At 45.6% G+C, this 20,614-nt stretch carries 19 protein-coding genes and 1 tRNA gene; 8 read left to right on the forward strand and 12 right to left on the reverse strand.

The annotated features are described in order from the left end of the window. Nucleotides 1-47 precede the first annotated feature (47 nt). Nucleotides 48-734, forward strand: a complete 687-nt coding sequence (locus HNR50_RS21090; protein ID WP_184748792.1) for a pentapeptide repeat-containing protein — start codon at nt 48-50, stop codon at nt 732-734. Nucleotides 735-810: 76 nt separating this feature from the next. Here HNR50_RS21090 and HNR50_RS21095 read toward each other — a convergent pair whose 3' ends face one another. Further along, nucleotides 811-999: a histone-like protein gene (locus tag HNR50_RS21095; RefSeq protein ID WP_184748793.1), complete on the reverse strand. Its 189-nt coding sequence runs from the start codon at nt 997-999 to the stop codon at nt 811-813. Between the two features lie 129 nt (nt 1,000-1,128). Next, nucleotides 1,129-1,323 (reverse strand): hypothetical protein, encoded by a 195-nt coding sequence (locus tag HNR50_RS21100; protein WP_184748794.1) that lies wholly within the window; start codon nt 1,321-1,323, stop codon nt 1,129-1,131. 153 nt (nt 1,324-1,476) lie between these two features. On the opposite strand from HNR50_RS21100, the gene HNR50_RS21105 reads away from it, so the two are divergent. Next, nucleotides 1,477-2,736 (forward strand): lipoprotein N-acyltransferase Lnb domain-containing protein, encoded by a 1,260-nt coding sequence (locus tag HNR50_RS21105; RefSeq protein WP_184748795.1) that lies wholly within the window; start codon nt 1,477-1,479, stop codon nt 2,734-2,736. On the opposite strand, the gene HNR50_RS21110 is transcribed toward HNR50_RS21105, so the two are convergent. From HNR50_RS21110 to recO, 7 genes are all read right to left on the reverse strand, one after another. Beyond that, a complete protein-coding gene (locus HNR50_RS21110) occupies nt 2,701-5,652 on the reverse strand; it encodes an insulinase family protein (RefSeq protein WP_184748796.1) in 2,952 nt (983 codons plus the stop codon). The two genes, HNR50_RS21105 and HNR50_RS21110, sit on opposite strands and share 36 nt — an antisense overlap. After that, nucleotides 5,612-5,977, reverse strand: a complete 366-nt coding sequence (locus tag HNR50_RS21115; RefSeq protein ID WP_184748797.1) for a rhodanese-like domain-containing protein — start codon at nt 5,975-5,977, stop codon at nt 5,612-5,614. Before HNR50_RS21115 ends, HNR50_RS21110 begins: the two co-directional genes overlap by 41 nt. Before the next feature lie 234 nt (nt 5,978-6,211). After that, on the reverse strand, nt 6,212-6,424 hold the full coding sequence (gene rpsU, locus HNR50_RS21120; protein WP_184748813.1) for a 30S ribosomal protein S21: 213 nt from the start codon (nt 6,422-6,424) through the stop codon (nt 6,212-6,214). Nucleotides 6,425-6,443: 19 nt separating this feature from the next. Then, nucleotides 6,444-7,373, reverse strand: coding sequence for a M23 family metallopeptidase (locus HNR50_RS21125; protein ID WP_184748798.1), 930 nt, complete (start codon nt 7,371-7,373; stop codon nt 6,444-6,446). Next, entirely contained in the window at nt 7,370-9,478 is a 2,109-nt protein-coding gene (recJ, locus tag HNR50_RS21130) for a single-stranded-DNA-specific exonuclease RecJ (RefSeq protein ID WP_184748799.1), read from the reverse strand. Before recJ ends, HNR50_RS21125 begins: the two co-directional genes overlap by 4 nt. Before the next feature lie 30 nt (nt 9,479-9,508). After that, nucleotides 9,509-10,819, reverse strand: a complete 1,311-nt coding sequence (locus HNR50_RS21135) for a thymidine phosphorylase (RefSeq protein WP_184748800.1) — start codon at nt 10,817-10,819, stop codon at nt 9,509-9,511. Nucleotides 10,820-10,964: 145 nt separating this feature from the next. Then, nucleotides 10,965-11,714: a DNA repair protein RecO gene (recO, locus tag HNR50_RS21140; RefSeq protein WP_184748801.1), complete on the reverse strand. Its 750-nt coding sequence runs from the start codon at nt 11,712-11,714 to the stop codon at nt 10,965-10,967. 79 nt (nt 11,715-11,793) lie between these two features. On the opposite strand from recO, the gene lon reads away from it, so the two are divergent. After that, on the forward strand, nt 11,794-14,145 hold the full coding sequence (gene lon / locus HNR50_RS21145; RefSeq protein ID WP_184748802.1) for an endopeptidase La: 2,352 nt from the start codon (nt 11,794-11,796) through the stop codon (nt 14,143-14,145). A gap of 76 nt (nt 14,146-14,221) precedes the next feature. On the opposite strand, the gene lipB is transcribed toward lon, so the two are convergent. From lipB to HNR50_RS21160, 3 genes are read right to left on the reverse strand one after another with little or no spacing between them, the layout of a single operon-like run. Next, on the reverse strand, nt 14,222-14,857 hold the full coding sequence (gene lipB / locus HNR50_RS21150) for a lipoyl(octanoyl) transferase LipB (RefSeq protein WP_184748803.1): 636 nt from the start codon (nt 14,855-14,857) through the stop codon (nt 14,222-14,224). Between the two features lie 28 nt (nt 14,858-14,885). Continuing rightward, the gene (locus tag HNR50_RS21155) at nt 14,886-15,623 is read right to left on the reverse strand and encodes a metallophosphoesterase family protein (RefSeq protein ID WP_184748804.1); all 738 of its coding nucleotides are present in this window, start codon (nt 15,621-15,623) and stop codon (nt 14,886-14,888) included. A 42-nt stretch (nt 15,624-15,665) separates the two neighbouring features. Then, nucleotides 15,666-16,076, reverse strand: coding sequence for a hypothetical protein (locus HNR50_RS21160; RefSeq protein ID WP_184748805.1), 411 nt, complete (start codon nt 16,074-16,076; stop codon nt 15,666-15,668). 78 nt (nt 16,077-16,154) lie between these two features. Between HNR50_RS21160 and HNR50_RS21165 the strand changes: the two genes are divergently transcribed. The 5 genes from HNR50_RS21165 to HNR50_RS21185 all read left to right on the forward strand — a co-directional run bounded on the left by HNR50_RS21165 (nt 16,155) and on the right by HNR50_RS21185 (nt 20,336). Further along, the gene (locus HNR50_RS21165; protein WP_184748806.1) at nt 16,155-17,369 is read left to right on the forward strand and encodes a peptidase U32 family protein; all 1,215 of its coding nucleotides are present in this window, start codon (nt 16,155-16,157) and stop codon (nt 17,367-17,369) included. Nucleotides 17,370-17,589: 220 nt separating this feature from the next. Beyond that, nucleotides 17,590-17,871 (forward strand): RNA recognition motif domain-containing protein, encoded by a 282-nt coding sequence (locus HNR50_RS21170; RefSeq protein WP_184748807.1) that lies wholly within the window; start codon nt 17,590-17,592, stop codon nt 17,869-17,871. Between the two features lie 79 nt (nt 17,872-17,950). Continuing rightward, a tRNA-Pro gene (locus HNR50_RS21175) sits at nt 17,951-18,024 on the forward strand. 154 nt (nt 18,025-18,178) lie between these two features. Continuing rightward, nucleotides 18,179-19,378 (forward strand): tyrosine-type recombinase/integrase, encoded by a 1,200-nt coding sequence (locus HNR50_RS21180; protein ID WP_184748808.1) that lies wholly within the window; start codon nt 18,179-18,181, stop codon nt 19,376-19,378. A gap of 22 nt (nt 19,379-19,400) precedes the next feature. Then, complete coding sequence (locus HNR50_RS21185) at nt 19,401-20,336, forward strand: hypothetical protein (protein ID WP_184748809.1); 936 nt, start codon at nt 19,401-19,403, stop codon at nt 20,334-20,336. Nucleotides 20,337-20,614 lie beyond the last annotated feature (278 nt).

Raw genomic sequence — 20,614 nt, forward strand, 5'->3', positions numbered from 1 at the left:
TTTTTGACTATGATTGACCGACATTTTATAGGGACAGGAGATCATTGATGTTTATCCATCAATCAGACTTCAGCGGTAATGAGAGACAGCTGAAAGTTCTAATGAAAGCTATCAGAGAGGATAATATTCTCGCATGGAACAGCTTTGTAAAGAAAAGCGGTCCGCGCTTTAAGGCAGATCTGAAGGGAATTAACCTCAGCGACTTCAATCTGAAGGAAATCAACCTCGCAAATGCCGATCTGAGCGGCGCCGATTTTACAGGAAGTGATCTCCGGAGAGCCAATTTATCAGGCGCTAAACTGGAAAACAGCTCTTTCCATTCTGCCAATCTTCAGGGCTGCCGTCTCGGTAAAGCCAATTTGAAAAAATCCGATATGACCAGAACAGATCTTTCTCACGCCGTTTTCAGCGGCGCTCAGATTCAAGGAATCAATTTTACCGATTGCCGGTTTGATCAGACAGATTTCAGGGGAACGGATCTGAAGGGATTAGATCTGGATAAAATTGATCTGAAGAAAATAAAAACGGAAAAACCCGTAAAAGTAAAAGTAAAAACAGAAAAGCAGGATCTTCCTGATGACAAGAAAATCAAATCTCCCTGGCTTATTGCCAGAGAGGAGGAAGAAGAGCGCCGCAATAACCGCCTGAAAAAAGAAGAGGAAGAGCGCGTGAAAGAAGAAGCTGAACTTAAGCGCAAACTCGGTAAAGGGAAAAATCCCTGGAAAAAAGTCTGAGAGATTCCTGAAAATTTGCGGTATAAAAAAAGGGCTTGTTCAGATTAAGAACAGCCCTTTTTTTATATGGATAGGATTAAACGATGTCTTTTTCCTGAACAGTTTTTCTCTTATCGTTTTTAGCATTTTCAATAGCAGCATCGCAGATCTCTCTGATTTTATCAGAAAGAGAATCAATAACTTTGGCAGAGCATTTGAGATCTCCGTTTGACTTAATGTAGTTTTTTACCTTCGACGATACAACCAATGTTTCTTTTTCAGCCATTTAAAAACTCCTAATTAAAAATTATTTTTCCTATCTTATACAGAGTAATCTCTATGATTTGCACTCTTCTAAAGATTGCTTACATTTTAACAGTTTTAACGGTAGAATCAAATAAATAAGTATAAAAAACTATTTTTTTTCTTCATTCCCCTCTTTTAAACTGAGAAATCTCTGTACATCAAAGGGTGTAATGTAGGCATTAGCGACGGCAATCTCGCCGAAGAGTCTTTTATCGCCTCTATCCTGGGTATCTACAATCAACTCTACTTCTCTGGCTGACAGCAGGCCTTCCACTATCATCCACTCACCGATTCGCGCCGCCAATTACATCTCCTGAAGCGGTTGTTCCCGCTGAAAACAGTTTATAGCTCTTCGGAACTTTTGACACGTTTTTTTAAAAACTTTTTACAGAACAGGACAAGATCAGCCCGGATGCAACAGCTTGCGAAGAAAAAAAAACTGTGCATAATAATCTTCATGAGATTGTACAGACACGCCACTGCATTCCTGTTTCTTCTTCTATCCCTTGTACCCCTATACGGCGCACCGGAATCGACCGGAGAGGATCTGGAAATCCGCCTGTTTGTTATCGGGCCGGGCGATCCAGTCTACTCCTATTGGGGCCATACGGGACTTGCCATCAAAGACAACAGCAGAGATAGTGATATCTTTTTCGATTTCGGGAATTTTTATTTTGAAGATGACGATTTCTTCAAAAATTTCGCCATCGGCCGTTTGCTCTATATGGCTTATGCTGCTTATACCGAATCGTATATCCGTTCCGTCGTCAGAGAAAACCGGGATTTGACAGAATATGTTCTGAACCTGCCGCCTCAGAAAAAGAAAGAGATGTACAATGCGCTGATAGAAAAATCCCGACCCGAAAACAGAACCTATCTATACCATCACTATTTCGATAACTGTTCCACCCGCATCCGCGATTATATCGATAATGCGACCGACGGGGCTCTGAAGGAGCAAAGCGAAAAAGAACCGGGTTCCACTTACAGAGACAGCTTTCTGCGCTTCACATCCCGGAACAAATTGATCGGATCATCACTTTCCCTGCTTCAGGGAACGCCCATTGACAGGAAAATAAATGTCTGGGAAGAGATGTTTCTCCCCGAAGTCATGGGACAATACGTCAGCACGTTCTCCTACAGAAACAGCTCAGGGGAAACAGTACCACTGGTAAGCGAAATCAACGTACTCAATAAAGCGGAAGGAAGAAGGATAATCCCTTCAGAATATAAAAAACCTATTCTTCCGGCTCTACTGCTCGGTCTGTTCCTTTTCTCCGCGATCCTGTTTCTCAATATTAAGGTTTCAGGAAAGAGGAGAAGACTCTATGGTGTGCTGAACATAGCATTGGCCTTGTTAATCGGCCTTATCGGATCTGTGCTTCTCTTTCTGGCCGGCTTTACCGACCACAGTTATTCCTACGACAATCTGAACCTGTTCATGATCAATCCGGTGGCTCTTTTTGCCATACCCGCCGCGATCCTCTACATCCGGAAGGGAGAGCCATGGCGGAAAAGGCTGGATATGCTTTGGCTCATTCAATCTGTTTCAGCAATGATTATGATAGCCATAAAAATCCTGACGCCGGTGCGCCAGGATAATCTGATTGAAATATTGGTATTTCTCCCCGTTCTGATAGCATTGAGCCCCATAGTACCGGTCCTGTTAAGACGGTTGAATCTACTGCGGGAGCTCCCTGATACATCCGTTCAATGAGGAGATCTCTCCGGCGGCGGCCGACAAAGCATCGCTTCCGGAAATAATGGTGATGACAGCTTCATCCCATCTTGCCAGGAGAATGGAGGCTGTTTCCTTAATATCCCCGGCGGTAATCTCCAGAAGATAATCGCGCTTCTTCTGGCGGATGTCATCGGAGATTCCCAGAAGATCCCTTTTAAATGACACAATACCCGATTCTGCAGGGGACAGGGGCCTGAGCTCTTTTCCCACCATACCGATCAGAGCCTTTTCAAGATCCTCATCGGAAACATTTTCCATCATATATTCGAGGCTTTTTTTATAGGCATCCAGTGTCTTTGCGATATTAGGGTCCCGGTATGATCCGAAAGAAAAAACTTCCTCCAGACCCGAGACGGAAGCGAAAGCGCCGTAAGCCCCGCCTCTCATGCGGATCTGTTCCCACAGATAACCGGTTTTAAGCAGATGGGACAGCAGAAGCGAAGCGGCATGCTCTTTTGTCCCCAGTCTGCTGCCCGGAAGCGAGAGCGAAACATAAGACACAGTTGAGGGAACAGCCAGCCCCTCGGCTTCAGTATCATGACGGAAGAGCTCCGGTAAGGGAGATTCCCTGAAATCCCCTTCTTCAAGGCTGTTCAGGTCTTCAATCAGCATGGCGACAATACCGTCGCCTTCTCCGAAAGGAGCAGTCACATTGATTTTTATGGCTTCCCTGTTAAAAAGCGACGTGCGGACTTTATCCAGAGTCGCAGCAATATTCTCAAGGGCCTCATCGGACAGGTCTTCTGAAATTGCAGCCAGGTGTTCAAGCTGCGTAATCCCGTACCAACTCTCCTCAAGAGCCGAAGCTTCGGAAAAACGGCACCCGGAACGCATCATGGCATAGGAATGTCCCGAAGGGATGATTGAAGACTTGTAATCATTCCTGATCTCTAAAATCAGATCTCTAAGCCGCTTCAGATCGAAAAAATCGATATCTCTGATCAAGCGGGAAACAAGATCGAGCCCGGCGGCAGTCTGTTCGCTGAGCATCTTGAAACGGACATATATGACTTTCAGCATCCGGTCGTTATGCAACGTACTGCTGGCTTCCAGCGAGCAACCGAAACCTCCCGTATGAAGGGAGATGAGTCTGGCCGTCTCGTCATAGGGTACGCCTTTCATTCCCATGGAAGAGAGGCCTTTGCAGAACAGGGGCATCCAGATCATCAATTCCGGCGGAAGGCTGTCCATGGTAAAACCCATGTCGCAGTAGATGATGCCATTGGTAAAAAGCTCATGCTTGTACCAGTTTATGCCCCGTGAGATACCTTTCTCTGTAGGAATAGTCAGGACTTTGTGAGGGACATCATCGCGGCTGAGTGAAGGTATGGTCTGTCTGGCTTCATCGGAATCGGGTGTCTCCTGGTACATTCTGAGCTCATGATTTTTCTGTCTCAGATCATCCAGGTCTTTGTCGCTCATGGATTTCCTGAGACTCTCCATGGCTTCGGCGTTTCGGGCATCGACGACCTGCTGAAGGGCTGGATCGGGACGGACCGTAACAACCGAATAGTGTTTATTGTCCAGAAAAAGCTCTTTTATCAGATTTTCCAGGTAGCCTGCCGTCCGGCAGTTACTTTTAACCTGCTCTATGTATTTATTGAACCGGAGCGTTCTTGAAGGTCCCGCTCCATGGAGCCAGCCACGGAGCTGCTTCCGGATGAGCCTCAGTCCGAAAGGACCTCCGCCCCTGATTTCCCTGACCCGGAATTCTACGGCATGAATGGCGGCTTCGATCTGGTCGGCATCTATTCCCTGCTTTACAACCTGTTCCAGCGTATCGAAGACAAGCTTTACGAACTCGTCTCTCCTCTCGGGATCGGATCCCCGTACAGCAGCCGTGAAAATGAGATCCTGGAGCTCCATTTCAAGTCCGCTGACCGGAGAGACATCCTCTCCCACATCGGACTGCTGAAGAGCCATGAGGAGCGGTGAACCGGCATTTCCCATAAGAACCTCTGAGACGATCTGGGTTTCAATAACCTTCTCCGGTTCCGTGACAGGGAACAGACGCCAGTTCAGCGTATGGGTTGTTTTTCCCGACAGACTTTCATCTTCCGGCGATGACGGCCAGAACTTCTCCAGATATACCGGCTCCCTCCACCGGCTCTGAGACCGGACCTCGGAATCAATCAGCCGGTGGCCTTCAAACCTTCCGAGAAAATTCTCATCGATAAAATCGAGATTTTTTTTCAGATCGCTGTTTCCGTAAAGAGAGATGAGACAGTTGGAAGGATGGTAATAGGTGTTGTGAAAGCTGACGAACTGCTCATAAGTGAGCTCGGGAATTTCATCGGGATCGCCTCCCGAATCATATCCGTAGGTGTTCTCGGGAAAGAGCGAACGGCCCGACCATTCGGCGGCTATGGATTCCACAGAGCTGTAACTTCCCTTCATTTCATTGAAGACAATTCCGGTCCGGTAGAGATGCCCTTCTTCATCGATCTCCAGCCGGTGCCCTTCCTGCCTGAACATATGCTCTTTCAGAAGAGGAAAGAAAACCGCATCGCCGTAAACATGCATGAGATTGAAATAATCCTGTTCCACAGCGCTTCCGGCGGGATACATGGTTTTATCGGGAAAAGTCATGGCATTGAGAAAAGTATTCATACTGCCCTTTGCCATGGACAGGAAGGGATCTTTGACCGGGAACTTTTCCGACCCGCACAATACCGTATGTTCGAGAATATGGGCGACACCAGTATTGTCGGACGGAGGGGTTCTGAAAGTAAATGAGAAGAGATTCTCCTCATCATCATTGTAAATTTTATAGACCCGGCAACCCGTCTTAATATGTTTCAGATGAATAGCGACGCTCCGGTACTCATCGAGCTTATCTATGGATAGAACTTCAAACCGGGAAATCAGCTCTCCCTTTTTCGGAATATTCAATATGTTTTTCTCCCTTGTAACCGATTCTGGTCAGCTCCCCTTTCCAGCGGGAAATGGCCCCGAAACTGGTGACGTTGAAATACCCGCTCCGACTCAGATAACGAGCCGCCGCCACAGGTTTATTTCCCTTGCCTCCATATACAATTATAGTTAAAAACATATTTTCCACAGGAAGTGATGTAATTAATTTCTCATAGGGGATACTGACGGCGGTGGGTATATGAGCTCTTTCATACTCCCGTTCAGAACGAATATCGATCAGAAGATACTCGAAGTTTTTCTGAGAGATGAGTCTGTCCAGCTGGCTCCATCTCCTGTAATCCATCGGATCCCGCCTGCCAGAGAATATGAAATATATTGTCAGTAACAGAGCACCGCATACAAGCACTCCCACCGCAAATTGAAACATAACTGTGCTATCTTATCACAGGGTGTGAATCAAAGTTAAGCAAAAACAATAACATTTTTTCGGCTATAGTGCCGGATATCAGGGATTCATATAAATACCGGAAGGACAGGAAGAAAAAAAAAGACCGGCATAAGCCAGTCTTTGATCATTTTAGTAGTTTTTCGATCCACCGTTTACTTTACGCAGCTTTTTAGCCAGTTTGCGTCTTAATGCTTTGTTCTTACGGTTTTTGATCGTCGACGGTTTTTCGAAGTATTCGCGCTTTTTGAATTCGCGGATAATACCTTCTTTTTCAACCATTCTCTTAAAGCGCTTTACAGCTTTCTCCAATGGTTCATCGTCGTAAACCTTAATATTGGCGATGTTACATCACCCCCCTCTTTCAATGGATGGATTCTATAATATCCATAATTTCCCTTTTGTCAATCAGGGGAACCTCCATATAACGAAGAGGATCAACCGGAATACCGGAAACTCTCAATTCCCAGTGCAGATGGGCGCCGGTTACCAGTCCTGTTTTGCCCACAACTCCGATTTTCTCACCCCTGGTAACCATTTTATCGATTTGAACGTCCATTTTATCCAAATGATAATAAAGAGTGTAAACTCCGGGCAGGTGCTCGATAACCACTGTATTACCTGTCAGAATTCTAAATCGGGCCATGACCACTTTGCCTTCGGCAGGAGCGAAAACCGGCTCTCCCACGACAGCGGCCAGATCAGAACCGTTATGAAGAGACTGACTAGTTGTTCCGTCGCTGTAAAGGTAACGCCTTCTATCGCCGAAAAAAGCCGATTCAAAATAGTTTTCAACAGGACAGTCGAAACTGCCATTATAATAATCCGCTTCTTTATCAAAGGAGCTAAGCAAAGCCCAGAGCTCTCTCGATTCCTCAGCCTTTCGGGGATCGTCGCTGGTTCTCAGATCCGTCATGGCGCCGTTCAGGGAAATGTCCATTTCCTTGAACTCTCTGTCGGTGACGAAAAAGGGTTTGGTAAACTGCTCCGATCCCTTTTCGGTTTCGCAGAAAACCTGCAATTTGTATTTGCCCGGTTCAATATCGGAGGGGATTCCCAGAAGAGCCGTTATTATGGATTTTTCTCCTTCCCTCATAAAAAAGCCATCGCTCACGGAGACAATACGCCCCTCGCCGTTTACAAGAGAAAACCGGCTTGACCGGATTTCCCCGACTGGATAGACATGGGCGTTGAGGATTTCTCCCCTTTTCGCCGACCTGTCAGTAAACAGGTGCTGAGAAAACACTCCCTGCGAGAGGAGAAGCATGAGTATTGTTATGACAAATCTGTTCATTTCTTTAAGTCCAGTATGGATAATTGCAGAGTCTCCCGGCTCTGGAAAAAATTTCGGTTAATGTGGTAAACAATGTCCACCGTATCATTTTTTTCGAAGAGTTTTCCGTAATGCTCCGCTCCGTTCCAGAAAACGGCAGGCCACTTGAACTCCCCGCTGTCAATGAGCAGACGGAGATGATCACCGGTTTTCCCGATAATATTTACATCGGCAATTTTCACCTTTTTCGACATAAAAACAAGAGGACGATGCTTTTCGCCGTAAGGCTCGAAGACATCGAGTATCTTTTCGAGATCGGGAGTCATATAATCGGATGGCAGTTCCGCATCGACATCTATTGACTCCTCGCTGGATTTTCTGCTGTCCAGCTGATCGAGTTTTTTCACAGCTTCATCAAGAAGCCTGTCGAGGTTTTCCGCTTTGAGGGAGAACCCCGCAGCGAGATCGTGTCCGCCGTAGTCGAGGAACAGACCGGAGAGGCTCTGGAGAAAATCGTTGACGCTGATTCCGGGAAGGCTGCGCATGGAACCGGTAACCGTTCCTCCACGGGATGTGAGAACGACAGCCGGAACCCTGAACGCCTGGGACAATCGGGATGCCAGTATGCCGGTTATTCCCCTGGGGATTTCCTCATCAACCAGAATAATGAGTCTCTTTTTATATTTTTCCAGAACTTCGGGAGCTCTTGCGAAAACCCTGATCCAGGCTTCCTCGCCGAGAGTCCGTCTCTTCTTGTTCAGTTCGATCATTTTATCGGAAAGCGTGTGAATTTCTTCGGGATCTTCCGAGAGAAACAGCCTGACAGCGAGATCGGCCTCCCCCATTCTTCCCGCTGAGTTTATCACCGGTGTAATCTGCCAGGAAATATCGCCGGTCCGGATTTTCCGGCCTCTCTGATCGAGCTTCAACAGCAGTTCCTGAAGACCGGGGCGTTCGGTTCTGTTAAGCAGTTCAACACCTTTTGCGACAAGAATCCTGTTCTCATCAAGAAGCGGCATAAGATCGGCAATCGTTCCGAGAGCCGCCAGATCGAGCGATTTGGCAAAAGGCTGAAAGAGGGCTTCATTTTTTTTCAGCAGATAGGAGATAAAAAGATTTGCCAGTACGAGACCGGGCGTGTCATCTCCTTCCTGATACCGTGCGAAACGGCTTCTTCTGCTGAGAGAATCGAGAGATTCTCCATTCAGACCGGGGAAAAGAGCCATCATTTCGGGTTTGAGATCGTAAAGGGAAATATCAACCGAATTCCCGAAAAGCTCCTCTCTTAAAATCCGCAGCTGTCCGGGACTGTCGAAGACAAAAAGAGCCTCTCCTGAGAGAAAGTCGACTATTTTTTCATAGGACCCTTCAGCGCGGGGATCCACATCGAGTCGGCGGACGATCATCAGATTCTCAATTTTGACTGCCTCGAAACGGAGAGACTCCCCCTTTCGACTCACATTGATCATGGTATAACGCTGATTGTAGAGATCCGTCTTTGCCATACAGAGCGACCAGACGGTTTTTACGGCAATTCCACAGCCGGCCAATCCCTGAAAAGGATAGTTATCATCGTCCCGCTTGGGATTGACAATAGCGAAAGCGGGAGGTAAATCTTCACCGTCACGTGGATTATGATGATCGAGGACGAGAACATCAATGCCGAGTTCGACGGCTCTTCTGATTTCATCATAAGCGGAAATGCCGCAATCCACTGTAATGATGAGGGTTCCGTTATCGGCAGCGAAATCCTCAACGGCTGCAATGGATAGGCCGTAATCATCTTCACCTACCGGTACGGCCCATCGCGTATCGAGACCGAGAGAGCGGAGCATCTGGGTCATAATGACTGTCGAAGTGATGCCGTCTACATCCCGGTCTCCGAAAACCATGACCTTTTCCTCTTCGGAAACGGCCAGTAATATGCGATCCACGGTTTCTTCCATCGATTCCAGTCTGAAGGGATTGTGGAGAAAACGGAAATCTTTCTCCAGAAAGAACCGGAATTGCTCCGGTTCCGTTATACCCCTTCTGGCAAAGATGGAAGCGGTTAGCAGATCAATGTCAAAGAGGGAGGCAATCTCCCTCACTTTGACAGAGTCAATATCCTTCTTGTTCCATATCATGCAAGATCCTTATGAGACTTTGAAAGGATCTTAAATCGCTTTAATTTCCTTCAAAATCATATCTTTTTTAACATAGGGATCCGGACCGATTTTATAAGCGGCGTTCATTTTCGCCAGAGCATCGGCATTTTTCCCTTCGTCCTCCGTGTAGATAACGCAAAGAACGTCGCCGGCTTTGACTTCATCGCCGCACTTCTTCTTCAGTTCTATACCCACATAGGGAAGAACATTATCGGTTGTTTTATTCCGGCCTACACCGATCATAACACCGGTCATACCGGTTTCGAAAGCATCTATTTCCTGTACGTAACCATCAGTTTCAGCTTTCAGTTCGACAGCATAGGCGGACCGGAAAGTCCCATAGCCTTTCTGCAGCGCCTCCGGATCGCCTCCCTGCTCCTTGACGTTGAGCAGGAATTTTTCCCAGGCTTCGCCGCTTTCTATTTTTTCGCGGCACATGGCCAGAGCCGAATCGATATCGCTGCAGATACCTCCGGCAACAAGCATCCAGGCCGTCAGCCTGTAGGTAACATCCATAAGATCGTCGGGACCTTTGCCTTTCAGGCAGTCTATGCTCTCTTCGATCTCCAGGAAGTTGCCGACCATGTGACCAAGCGGTTCATCCATTCTCGTAATGACAGCCACGACCTTCCGTCCGAGGCTCCTGCCCGTTTCAACCAGAGAAGTGGCCAGAGTTTCCGCCTCTTCCATATTCTTCATGAAGGCACCGGATCCGCATTTTACATCAAATACGAGAGATTGGGCCCCTTCCGCGAACTTCTTACTTAGAATACTGGCTGTGATAAGGGGAACAGATTCGACAGTGGCTGTAACATCTCTAAGAGCATACATCTTTTTATCTGCCGGAACAACCTCTTTACTCTGACCGGTCATTGCCATCCCGGAACCCATAAGATTGCTGCGGAACTGCTTAATATCGATCTCTGTGGTAAAACCCGGAATAGTATCCAGCTTATCGAGGGTTCCTCCCGTATGGCCCAGAGCCCTGCCGCTCATCATGGGGACACGCACGCCGCAAGCCGCCGCGAGAGGTGCGAGAATGATGGAGACTTTGTCGCCGACTCCCCCTGTGGAATGTTTATCCACCAGAGGACCGGGAATCCCCTCCAGATCGAGGACTTCGCCGGAGGCAATCATCTCTCTGGTCAGATACCCCGTCTCCTCGAAAGTCATCCCTTTAAAATAAACAGCCATCAACCAGGCTGAAATCTGATATTCCGGAATGGATCCGTCGACATATCCTGTTATCAGGAAATGAATTTCCTCTTTGGTCAGTTCGCCGCCCATTCTTTTTTTCATAATAATATCAACAGCTCTCATATTCACTCCTTCAGAAGCGCCGGAACGACGTCTTATCGTCAATGCGGGCTTCACATTACACGTTCTTAATTAATGAAAAAAGCATTATATCACGAAGTTCCACCATTGTCATACAAACAAACAATAATTTTTATACACCACTCTTCTAAATAAACATAGAGCCGGTCTTCAGGGTTTTCAAAGGATATTCAATGAGGCTCTGTGCTATAAGTATAAGACTTTTTTTTACAGTGGCCAGTATTGATTGGTCCGTTTCAACCGGAAGCGCTTCCTCAAAAGTCATACCCGAAGTCATATACAGATAGTTTAGAGCCCGGTGATTCAATTCTCCGGCAGATTCTCCACAGCAGGAGCGGCAAGAAAACTGACCGTCTCCCGTATAATACACCGTTTCGCTGGTAGCGACTGTACGACCACAGCTGCCGCACTCCCAGGGATCGGACAGAACTCCGCTCATTTTCAGATAGCGCCAGAGATAAAAAACAAGAAGCTTTTCCACATCCTCCGCTTTTTCGGCTCTGTCTATAAAACCGATCGTTTTTTTAAAGAGAGCGTACGCTTTTTCATCGCCGCCGCCGTAAGATTTTAGTATTATTTCTGCAAGAAGAGAAATTGTGTAGAATTTTTTAAGATCGGAGCGGATTCCGTCATAGAGATCCAGTCCCGACAGATGGGTTATGCGCCACAGATCTTTAACCGGATCGTGATAGAGCTCTCCCTCGCAGAGGCAGAATGGGGTTGTCAGTCCCCTCATGGCGCTTTTCGATCCGGCCGCACCGAAAGCGAGGGCCCGGACAATCTGAGAGTTGGAAGTGAACAGAGTGACCAGTCTGTGGTTCTCTCCGCTTTTTTCACTTTTTAAAACAATTAATTCCGATCTTTGAATCCTCTTCATATTTTCTCTTGTGGTTGATATAATCGCTGAACTAAAATTGAGTATAACAGGAGACTGTTACAAAAAGAAAGGATAGTCTATGTCTGACAACGAAGTTGAAAAAAAAGAAACAGTACTGCCCGAAGAACTATTGATTATCCCCCTCGTGGGAAAACCTCTCTTTCCCGGCGTTTTTACCCCTATAATGATAACAGCAAGCGATGATATGCAGATCATCGAAAGCGCCATGAAAGCTGAGATGATGATCGGACTCCTGATGGTTAAGGACGAGAACATCGAAATTCCCGATGCACAGGATCTTCACCGGATCGGAACGGTAGCCAAAATCGTAAAGAAAATAAATCTCCCCGACGGGGGAATCAATATCTTCATTTCGACCATTAAGCGCTTTAAAGTGAAAGAGTTCACACAGAGACAATCGCCCATCTCCGCCAGGGTCAGCTATATCGAAGACGATGAAACCGCCGATCCCGATGAGATCAAGGCCATGACGCGCTCGCTCATAGCAGAGATGAAAACCATTTCCGATAACAATCCCCTCTTTTCCGAGGAAATGCGCCTCAATATGGTCAATGTGGACCACCCCGGAAAAATCGCTGACTTCATTACTTCCATTCTCAATATCGACAGGAACCAGCAGCAGGAAATTCTTGATACCATCAATATAAAGGAGAGGATGGAAAAAGTTCTTATTTATATCAAGAAAGAACAGGAGCTTCTGAGAATCCAGAGAAAACTGACAGCCCAGATAAATGAGAAGATTGAGAAGAGCCAGAGAGAATACTTCCTCCGCGAAGAAATCAAAGCCATAAAAAAGGAACTCGGCGAACCCATTGACTCGAAAAGCAGCGAGCACCTTAAATTCAAGGAAAAAATCGACGCTCTCGGCTTTGAGGGAGAGATAAAAGAACAGGTCGAGGGAGAACTGGAAAAATTCTCGCTTATGGACCCGTCCTCTTCCGAATTCATCGTAACGAGAAATTATCTGGATACCATTGTCAATCTTCCCTGGGATGCTCCGGAACCCGATGAAATCGATATAGAAAGAGGCCAGGAAATCCTCGATGAGGATCATTACGGTCTGGAAGATGTGAAAGAGAGAATCATCGAGTATCTTTCGGTTCGAAAACTGAAAAACGATAACAAAGGTTCCATAATCTGTCTTGTCGGCCCTCCCGGGGTAGGAAAAACATCGATAGGCAAGTCCATCGCCCGGGCACTCAATCGCGAGTTTTTCCGGTTCTCAGTCGGCGGGATGCGCGATGAAGCAGAAATCAAAGGCCATAGGCGAACCTATGTAGGCGCCATGCCCGGAAAACTCATTCAGGGGCTGAAGATCGTCAAAAGCAAAGCTCCGGTATTCATGATCGACGAGATAGACAAACTGTCTTCCAGCATTCAGGGAGACCCCTCGTCGGCCCTGCTCGAAGCGCTTGATCCGGAACAGAACACGGAATTCCGCGACCATTATCTGGATCTTCCTTACGATCTGTCCCACATACTCTTCATTTGCACAGCCAACACGCTCGATACGATTCCCCGTCCGCTAATGGACAGAATGGAGATCATCCGGCTGGCCGGTTATATCGAGGACGAAAAGATAGAGATCGCCCGGAAATACATCATTCCCAAATCTTTGAAGAAACACGGGCTGGAACCCAAACATATCCGCTATTACAAAACGGCGCTCCATGCAATTGCCGACGGATACGCGCGCGATGCGGGTATGCGCTCTTTTGAAAAAGCCATAGACCGGATTCACAGGAAAGTGGCCTATAAAGTCATTCTCGGCAAAGGCGAGCTTCCCCATGTGGTCGAGAAGAAAAATCTCGAGGAATACCTGAAGAAAGCGCCATTCCGCGAAGAAGTATCCAAACAGATCACCAAACCCGGAATGGCTGTGGGCCTGGCCTGGACCAATTTCGGAGGAGACACGCTTATCCTCGAAGCGATAGCCCTTCCCGGTAAAGGCGGCCTGAAGCTGACGGGGCAGATGGGTGATGTTATGAAAGAATCGGCGGATATCGCTTTATCCTATGTGAAATCCATCTGCGCCGATTACGATGTGGAACCGGAATTTTTCGAGAAACATGTCATACACCTTCATATCCCCGAAGGGGCGACCCCGAAAGACGGTCCTTCCGCCGGTATCACCATGGCGACGGCTTTCCTCTCGTTGATTACGGGGAAAAAAGTGCGCAAACATCTGGCTATGACCGGAGAGCTCTCACTCACGGGAAAAGTTCTTCCCATCGGCGGATTGAAGGAAAAGACCATTGCGGCAAGGAGAATGAAGATAGCGGAAATAATTATTCCCAAACCTAATGAAAGAGATCTGGACGATATTCCCGAATATGTAAGAGAGGGAATTCAATTCCATCCGGTTAAAGAGATCGGCGAAGTATTCAAATTGATTTTTGAAGAGGAATAAATATGGGGCCGCTGAAAGAGCGGCCCTTTTTTTCGAATGATACCCTTTAAACCGGGCCCGAAATCCTGAAAGAGATCTACTGATAATCGAAAATCTTTTTGAAGTGTTTGATGACCAGCTGCTGGACCTCCTCCAGATCCGGCTCGCGTCCGATCAGCTTTTCCAGCGATGTCACCCCTTTATCCTGTATTCCGCAGGGAACGATCCATTGGAAGTGACTGAGATCCGGTTTTACGTTAAAGGCAAACCCGTGCATGGTAATGTCCCGGTTCACCGCCAGACCGATAGCTGTAATCTTTGAATTCCCGACCCAGGCGCCTCTGTGTTTGTCATCCCGCCCGGCTTCGATACCGAATTCCTCGCGGAGAAGGCTGATAAAGACCTCTTCAAGATCGTTGACAAAGCTTTTGATCCCCTTCCGGTAATCTCTTATGTTTATAAAAATATATCCGACAATCTGCCCGGGGCCGTGATAAGTCACTTCCCCCCCCCTTGTCGTTTTTACAAATTCGGCACCCACTTTTTCGGGATCGACAAAAATATTATGACTCTGATCCCGTCGCCCCGTTGTGATGACAGGGTTGTGTTCAAGAAGAATCAGGGTATCATCAATCTTGCCCTCCATTCTCTCCTTCTGGGTTTTCAGCTGAAGCTCCAGGGCATTTTCATAGGACATGCGTCCCGCATATATGACATTGAGTTTTTTATCCATAGATAAGAGGATAAGCGATAAATTCCGCTTATGGCAAGTTGATGTGATGGACTTCCGTTTCGATCCTGCCGGAGAGTTCGATTGATCTCCAGCCGATATTTCTGGAGGAGATGGCGAAATCCCTGGTCTGATCGGAAATCTGAAAATATGTCGAAGGGGTCATATAAATATCAAGATTGCCGTATGAAAATTCTTTTTCGTTATGATAGTGCCCGCAGAAAACGGGAACCCGTCCGGGATAGGTATAGAGAACTTCCTGAAGCTGATCCATATTGATGAGAGGATACTTTCGATCCATAAAGGGAACACCGGCTTTAGCAGGAGGATGGTGAATGAAAAGAACCGGTTTTAATGCGGTTTGCAAATCGCTGCGGAGTTGTTCAAGATGCGGCGAGCTGACTCTGTGGCGCGAACTGTCCCCGAAGATGAGTCTGTAACCAGGGATATCTCTCAGAGCATAAAGATCTCTGCCTGTCATAGAATAGCCGAATGCTTTTGCCAATGGTGCCGATTTATCATGATTTCCTGCCATTACGATATAATCAAGTCCGCATTTATCCAGTTTTCCTTTGACATATTCATAGGCTTTCACATCATTGCGTGTAAAACAGAGGTCTCCCGTCAGGACGAGAAGATCCGGTGCCCAGGATACGACCTGATCGAGGATTCTATTAAAATTCGCGATGACGTCGATTCCCTCAGCGGTTTCATTCTGTTTGAGAGTGATATGTATATCGCTGATCTGGGCAATTCTAAAGAGAGACATATAAACATAATCGAATGTTTTGAAGAGATTGTTTAAAAAAAATTAATCCGGCAGATTCATCTCTCTTTTGATCTTGTTCAGTTCCTTCTCCATTGTGATGGTTCTCTTGTTTATTTCATTCATTCTGAATTCGATGGAGTTGAGTATCCAGAAAGAAAAATGGTTAGCCCTGTTGGCGCTGTGAATGAGCATGATGATTTTGATGGAAACGAGAAGAACGCCGATTTCCAGAGAGATATAGGACGGGAGAAAGTGCGTTGTCAGCTCCAGGGTGAAAAAGACGACGACAATGGCCAGAAATCCCATGTTTATCAGTTGCTCCCTTCTGTTCTGACGGGCCCCTCCGATACTGCCCAGAAGATTTCGGACCCGCTCCTTCTCCTTTTTGAACTCTTCCAGTTCGCGCATGAGTTCCGCTTCTTTTTCAGTCAGTTCCTCATCGTTAACAGACATAAATCTCTCCCCGTATTTGGTTTAACGCCTCTATCTTAACATTGACCTTTACATATGAGAAGCGTTATATATAGGTCTATGGAATTACTGGCCCCTGCGGGAAATATAGAGAAACTTAAATACGTTTATCAGTACGGCGCCGACGCGGCGTACATCGGAATAAAAAACTTTTCACTCCGCGCCAAAGCGGACAACTTCGGACGTGATGAAGCCTCCTACATGAGAGAGATCAAGGGAGACAAGAAGCTTTACTGCGCCCTGAATATCTTTTTTCATCACGATGATTTAAGAAAACTGGAAAAAGAGATAGATCAGTTCGCTGACTATCCCTTCGATGCTTTTATAATAAGCGATATCGGGATTCTGCCTCTTCTGAAAAAGCACTTCCCCGACAGAGAACTGCATCTGTCGACTCAGGCTAATTGCGTCAATGGCGAAGCGGCGAAAATATACCGGGATCTGGGTTTCTCCCGTGTCATCCTGGGACGGGAAACACCGTTGAAAGACATCAGGGATATAAAAGAAACTGTACCGGAACTGGAACTGGAGACTTTTGTGCACGGCGCCATGTGCATGGCCTATTCGGGACGCTGTTTCCTGAGCAAAATGATGACTGACCGCTCGGCCAATCAGGGCTCCTGCGCTCACTCCTGCCGCTGGACCTACAGGGTGCTGGAGGAAAGAGAGAGACCCGGTGAGTACTACCCCGTTGAAGAAGGGGACAATTACACGACGATCATGTCATCAAAAGACCTCTGCATGATCGACTACATCCAGGAGCTTAAGGATGCGGGGATCGATTCGCTGAAAATTGAAGGACGGATGAAGTCCATCTATTATGCGGCCGTGGTTACCCGGGCCTATAGAAAAATGATCGACAGCAAAATGGGAAAAAAGATTCCGGACCTGGAAGGATTCAGAGAGGAGCTTTTCAAAGTCAGCCACAGGGAGTTTACGACCGGTTTCTATTTCGGCAAAGATGATGTAGAGGAATCAACCACCAAAATGTATGAGAGGCAGTTTGCTTTTCTCGGTTCCGTAGGAGAAAAACAGGAAGACGGATCCTGGTCCATCGATGTGAAGAATCAGATCCGGCAGGAAGATGAACTGGAGTTTATAGGACCGGATCTACTTTATGTCAAATGTGAAAAATTTCAGATATTTGATGAAAAAGGCGAAAAAGTCGACAAAGCTGACCACGGGAAAATATATACCTTAAAAACTGACACACCTCTTGAAGAGGGCTTTATAATAAGAAAGAAGTCAGCAAAACCTGACTATTACGCCCCCTGATTAAAAGCCGGCCTGAAACATGAAAAAGTCTATCTCTATACTGTTTCGGGCAGGCTTATCATACCTTATCAGTAATAGTATCTATTTATATGGTAGGATTTTACAGGTATAACTTTAGTTCTACTAAAAATACTATAAAAAAATAAATAAAATTTGACAGCCAAATTTCAGCTTCTTAGACTTATGGGATAGCAATCAAAAAAGGAAGGATTTTATTCACATGGGTAAGAAGCTCTACGTAGGTAACATTAACTATAGGACGTCGGCTGAAGCTCTGGAATCCGTATTTTCCGAATTCGGAACAGTCGAATCGATCAGTATGGTCAGCGATAAATATACAGGTAAATTCCGAGGGTTTTCATTTGTAAAAATGGCCAGTGAAGTCGAAGCTAAAACTGCCATGGAAAACATAGACAGTCAGGAACTTGACGGACGCCAGCTCAGGGTCAGCATGGCCATTGAAAAAGGTCCGAAAAAAAATCGCGAAGGCCAGAATTTGTAGATTTTCATTTTTCTATTTTTTTTCAAAATAATCTTGCATGTTATTTTGCAAGTATGCTATAGTCAGTCTCGTAATAAAACGGGCTGTAGCGCAGGGGTTTAGCGTACATGTCTGGGGGACATGGGGTCGGTGGTTCAAATCCACTCAGCCCGACTCTTAAAGCTTTATAGAGCAAGGAAATATTTTCTTGATCTATAGAGCTTTTTTTTTGTGTTAGTGAAATTGTTAGTGAAACCTTTTTGCGCTTGCGCAAGCCGGCTCCTTAGAAATCAGGAAAACCTATGGTATTCTGACGAGGAGACAAGGGATGATTGAACAATTTCGTCTTTTTAAAAGGGGCCGTTCCCAGGGAAAGAAAATCTATTATTGTGAGTTTTTCGACGAGACCGGCACCAGAATAAGAACCCTCTCAACCGGGCAGACGTCAAAAGCCGCTGCCCGGAACTGGTCAATCCATCAGATAACCCAGGGGCTCGTCCATGTAAAAAAGGATCAGAAATTTGCCCAGTTCGCTGAAAACTGGTTTATCTGGGATAAATGTGATTATCTGAAAAGAGAGATCAACCGAAGAGGCTATCGGCGAAGCTATGCCGATATACAACGCAATCTTCTGACCAATTATATTACACCTACATTTGGCAAATACAAACTCTCACAGATTACGGTTCAGAGAATAGAGAAATGGCTCTTTGATATAAGAGACAACAAAATCATTCCCGCCTCCAAAAAAGATGACAAAAAGTATAAAGAAAAGAAAAAAGCATCAACAACCAAAGCCAATGTCACGGCAAACCGCTGTCTAGCTGTTTTGAAAATCATGATGAAGGAAGCTCTTCGATTGCAACTTATCTCCTCTGATCCTGCTTCTCTGGTCAAAAAGCTCAAAGAAGATTCTAAAAACAAGGGGTTATTGACTCGTGATGAGGTCAGAACGCTTTTTAATCCCCAGAGGATAGAAGAAGTATGGGGGAAAGATAAACTGTTCTATGCCATCTCTGTTCTTGCTGCAACAACAGGTATGAGGATGGGAGAAGTTCAGGCTCTTCAATTCAAAGATGTATTTGAAGACCATATTCTCGTTAATCACTCATGGGACAGGAAGTACGGTTTGGTTTCGCCCAAAGCGAACTCAACAAGAGCGATCAGTTTACCCTGCTATGTCTCTGAAGTACTTCAAAACATAATCGAGCAACAAAAGATTACCGATGAGGATGCGATAATCTTTCAGGGAAAAATTCCCGGACAGCCTGTTGATCACCGGGCTATTGTAAAACACCTATACAAAGCTCTGGAAAACATAGACATCTCAGACTCTCAAAGACGAGAGCGAAATATAACATTTCATTCATGGCGCCATTTTTTTAATACGTTCATGCGAGGAAAGGTTTCAGATATTCAACTGCGGAAAGTGACAGGTCATCGCACAGAAGCAATGACCGATCATTATGATCATCAATTGTTGGAAGAGTTGGAGGAAATTAGGCAAGTACAGAATACGATTTTGTAAATGGGGGTATATTATGATTTATTTGGATCAAGAAGAATTCCGGGAATATGTTTCTAACCAGAGGGCACATGTTTTAGGTAGAAGAGGCCGAATTGTAGGTTTTCCCTACATGGAGCTGAACAGATTTCAGAGTTATAAAGAGACATTTACTTTCGATCTTGTAAATGCTCCAATTTGGGGGTTAAAGCTATATGATGATAACCATCAAAATCAGCACGCTATCTCACCCTTAATTGACGGACACTACCTTCCACCGGGAAGCGTACGTCCCATAGGATTTTCAGGAAAGAACAAATCTGGGGGATTTCCCATCTGCAAATCCCAGTTCGAGAGAATCAGACTGTTTGATGAAAGATGTATTGAGCACTGGATTATGGGAACTGTCGAGTTATACGATAAAGTTGAAGCCTTTGTGTTCTTCCCCTTCTATTCTCTCAGTGAAAAAAACTCGAGTGATCCCAATCAATTCAATACAGATGATCTAGAGAATATAATCAACTATCGTTTTGATTTCCCTACAATTCCCCTAGAACCCAAAGAATGGCTGAATGAATTCCATAAATCGAAAGATAATATGTTTTTTTTCAACCCGCCAAAACTGAAGATCTATAGCAAAGTAATCAGATTGTCCAATCTGGATAATCAAATGGTCTTGAAAATTCCGGAACATTTCTTCATCCAAACTAAAACTGACTATTTACTTCAAAAAGACTATCGTTCTTCTGATATGAATCTGTTGAATGAAATTGGCCGAAATGTGCTTTCAAAGCTGGAAGATCAATTACCCAGACATGGTGCATATCTGCCCTACTGCACAGACCTGGGAGTTTTTGTCTATATCAGAGCTCCCTTATTTCTCGACCAGGATATTTTCGATAAAAATTTGACATTCGCTGATTTAAGTACGGTTGAAATTTTCAGACCCGAGAATAAACAATTCAGGGTTTATCAGCCTTAATTATGAGCGAGAGATGTTTTTATTAAATTACCCTCGTCTAACTTTTACTAATAAAACCTATCAACTGACACAGTTCTTGTCTCATGCGATCTTTATGTTATCACTTATATGCGATAGGAGGATCGAATATGGGAAATAGATACATTTCTGTAACGAAAGCGGCTGAATATGTTGGGCTAACTCCGGAATGTGTCAACATAGATGAAGTATGATCTTTGAAATATTTATGCAGACTTCCTTTCTGATTTCTGTTTCAGTTCTATCCTGGTATCAGCAGT

It is taken from the genome of Spirochaeta isovalerica (assembly GCF_014207565.1).
In the GTDB taxonomy this organism is placed as follows: domain Bacteria; phylum Spirochaetota; class Spirochaetia; order DSM-2461; family DSM-2461; genus Spirochaeta_F; species Spirochaeta_F isovalerica.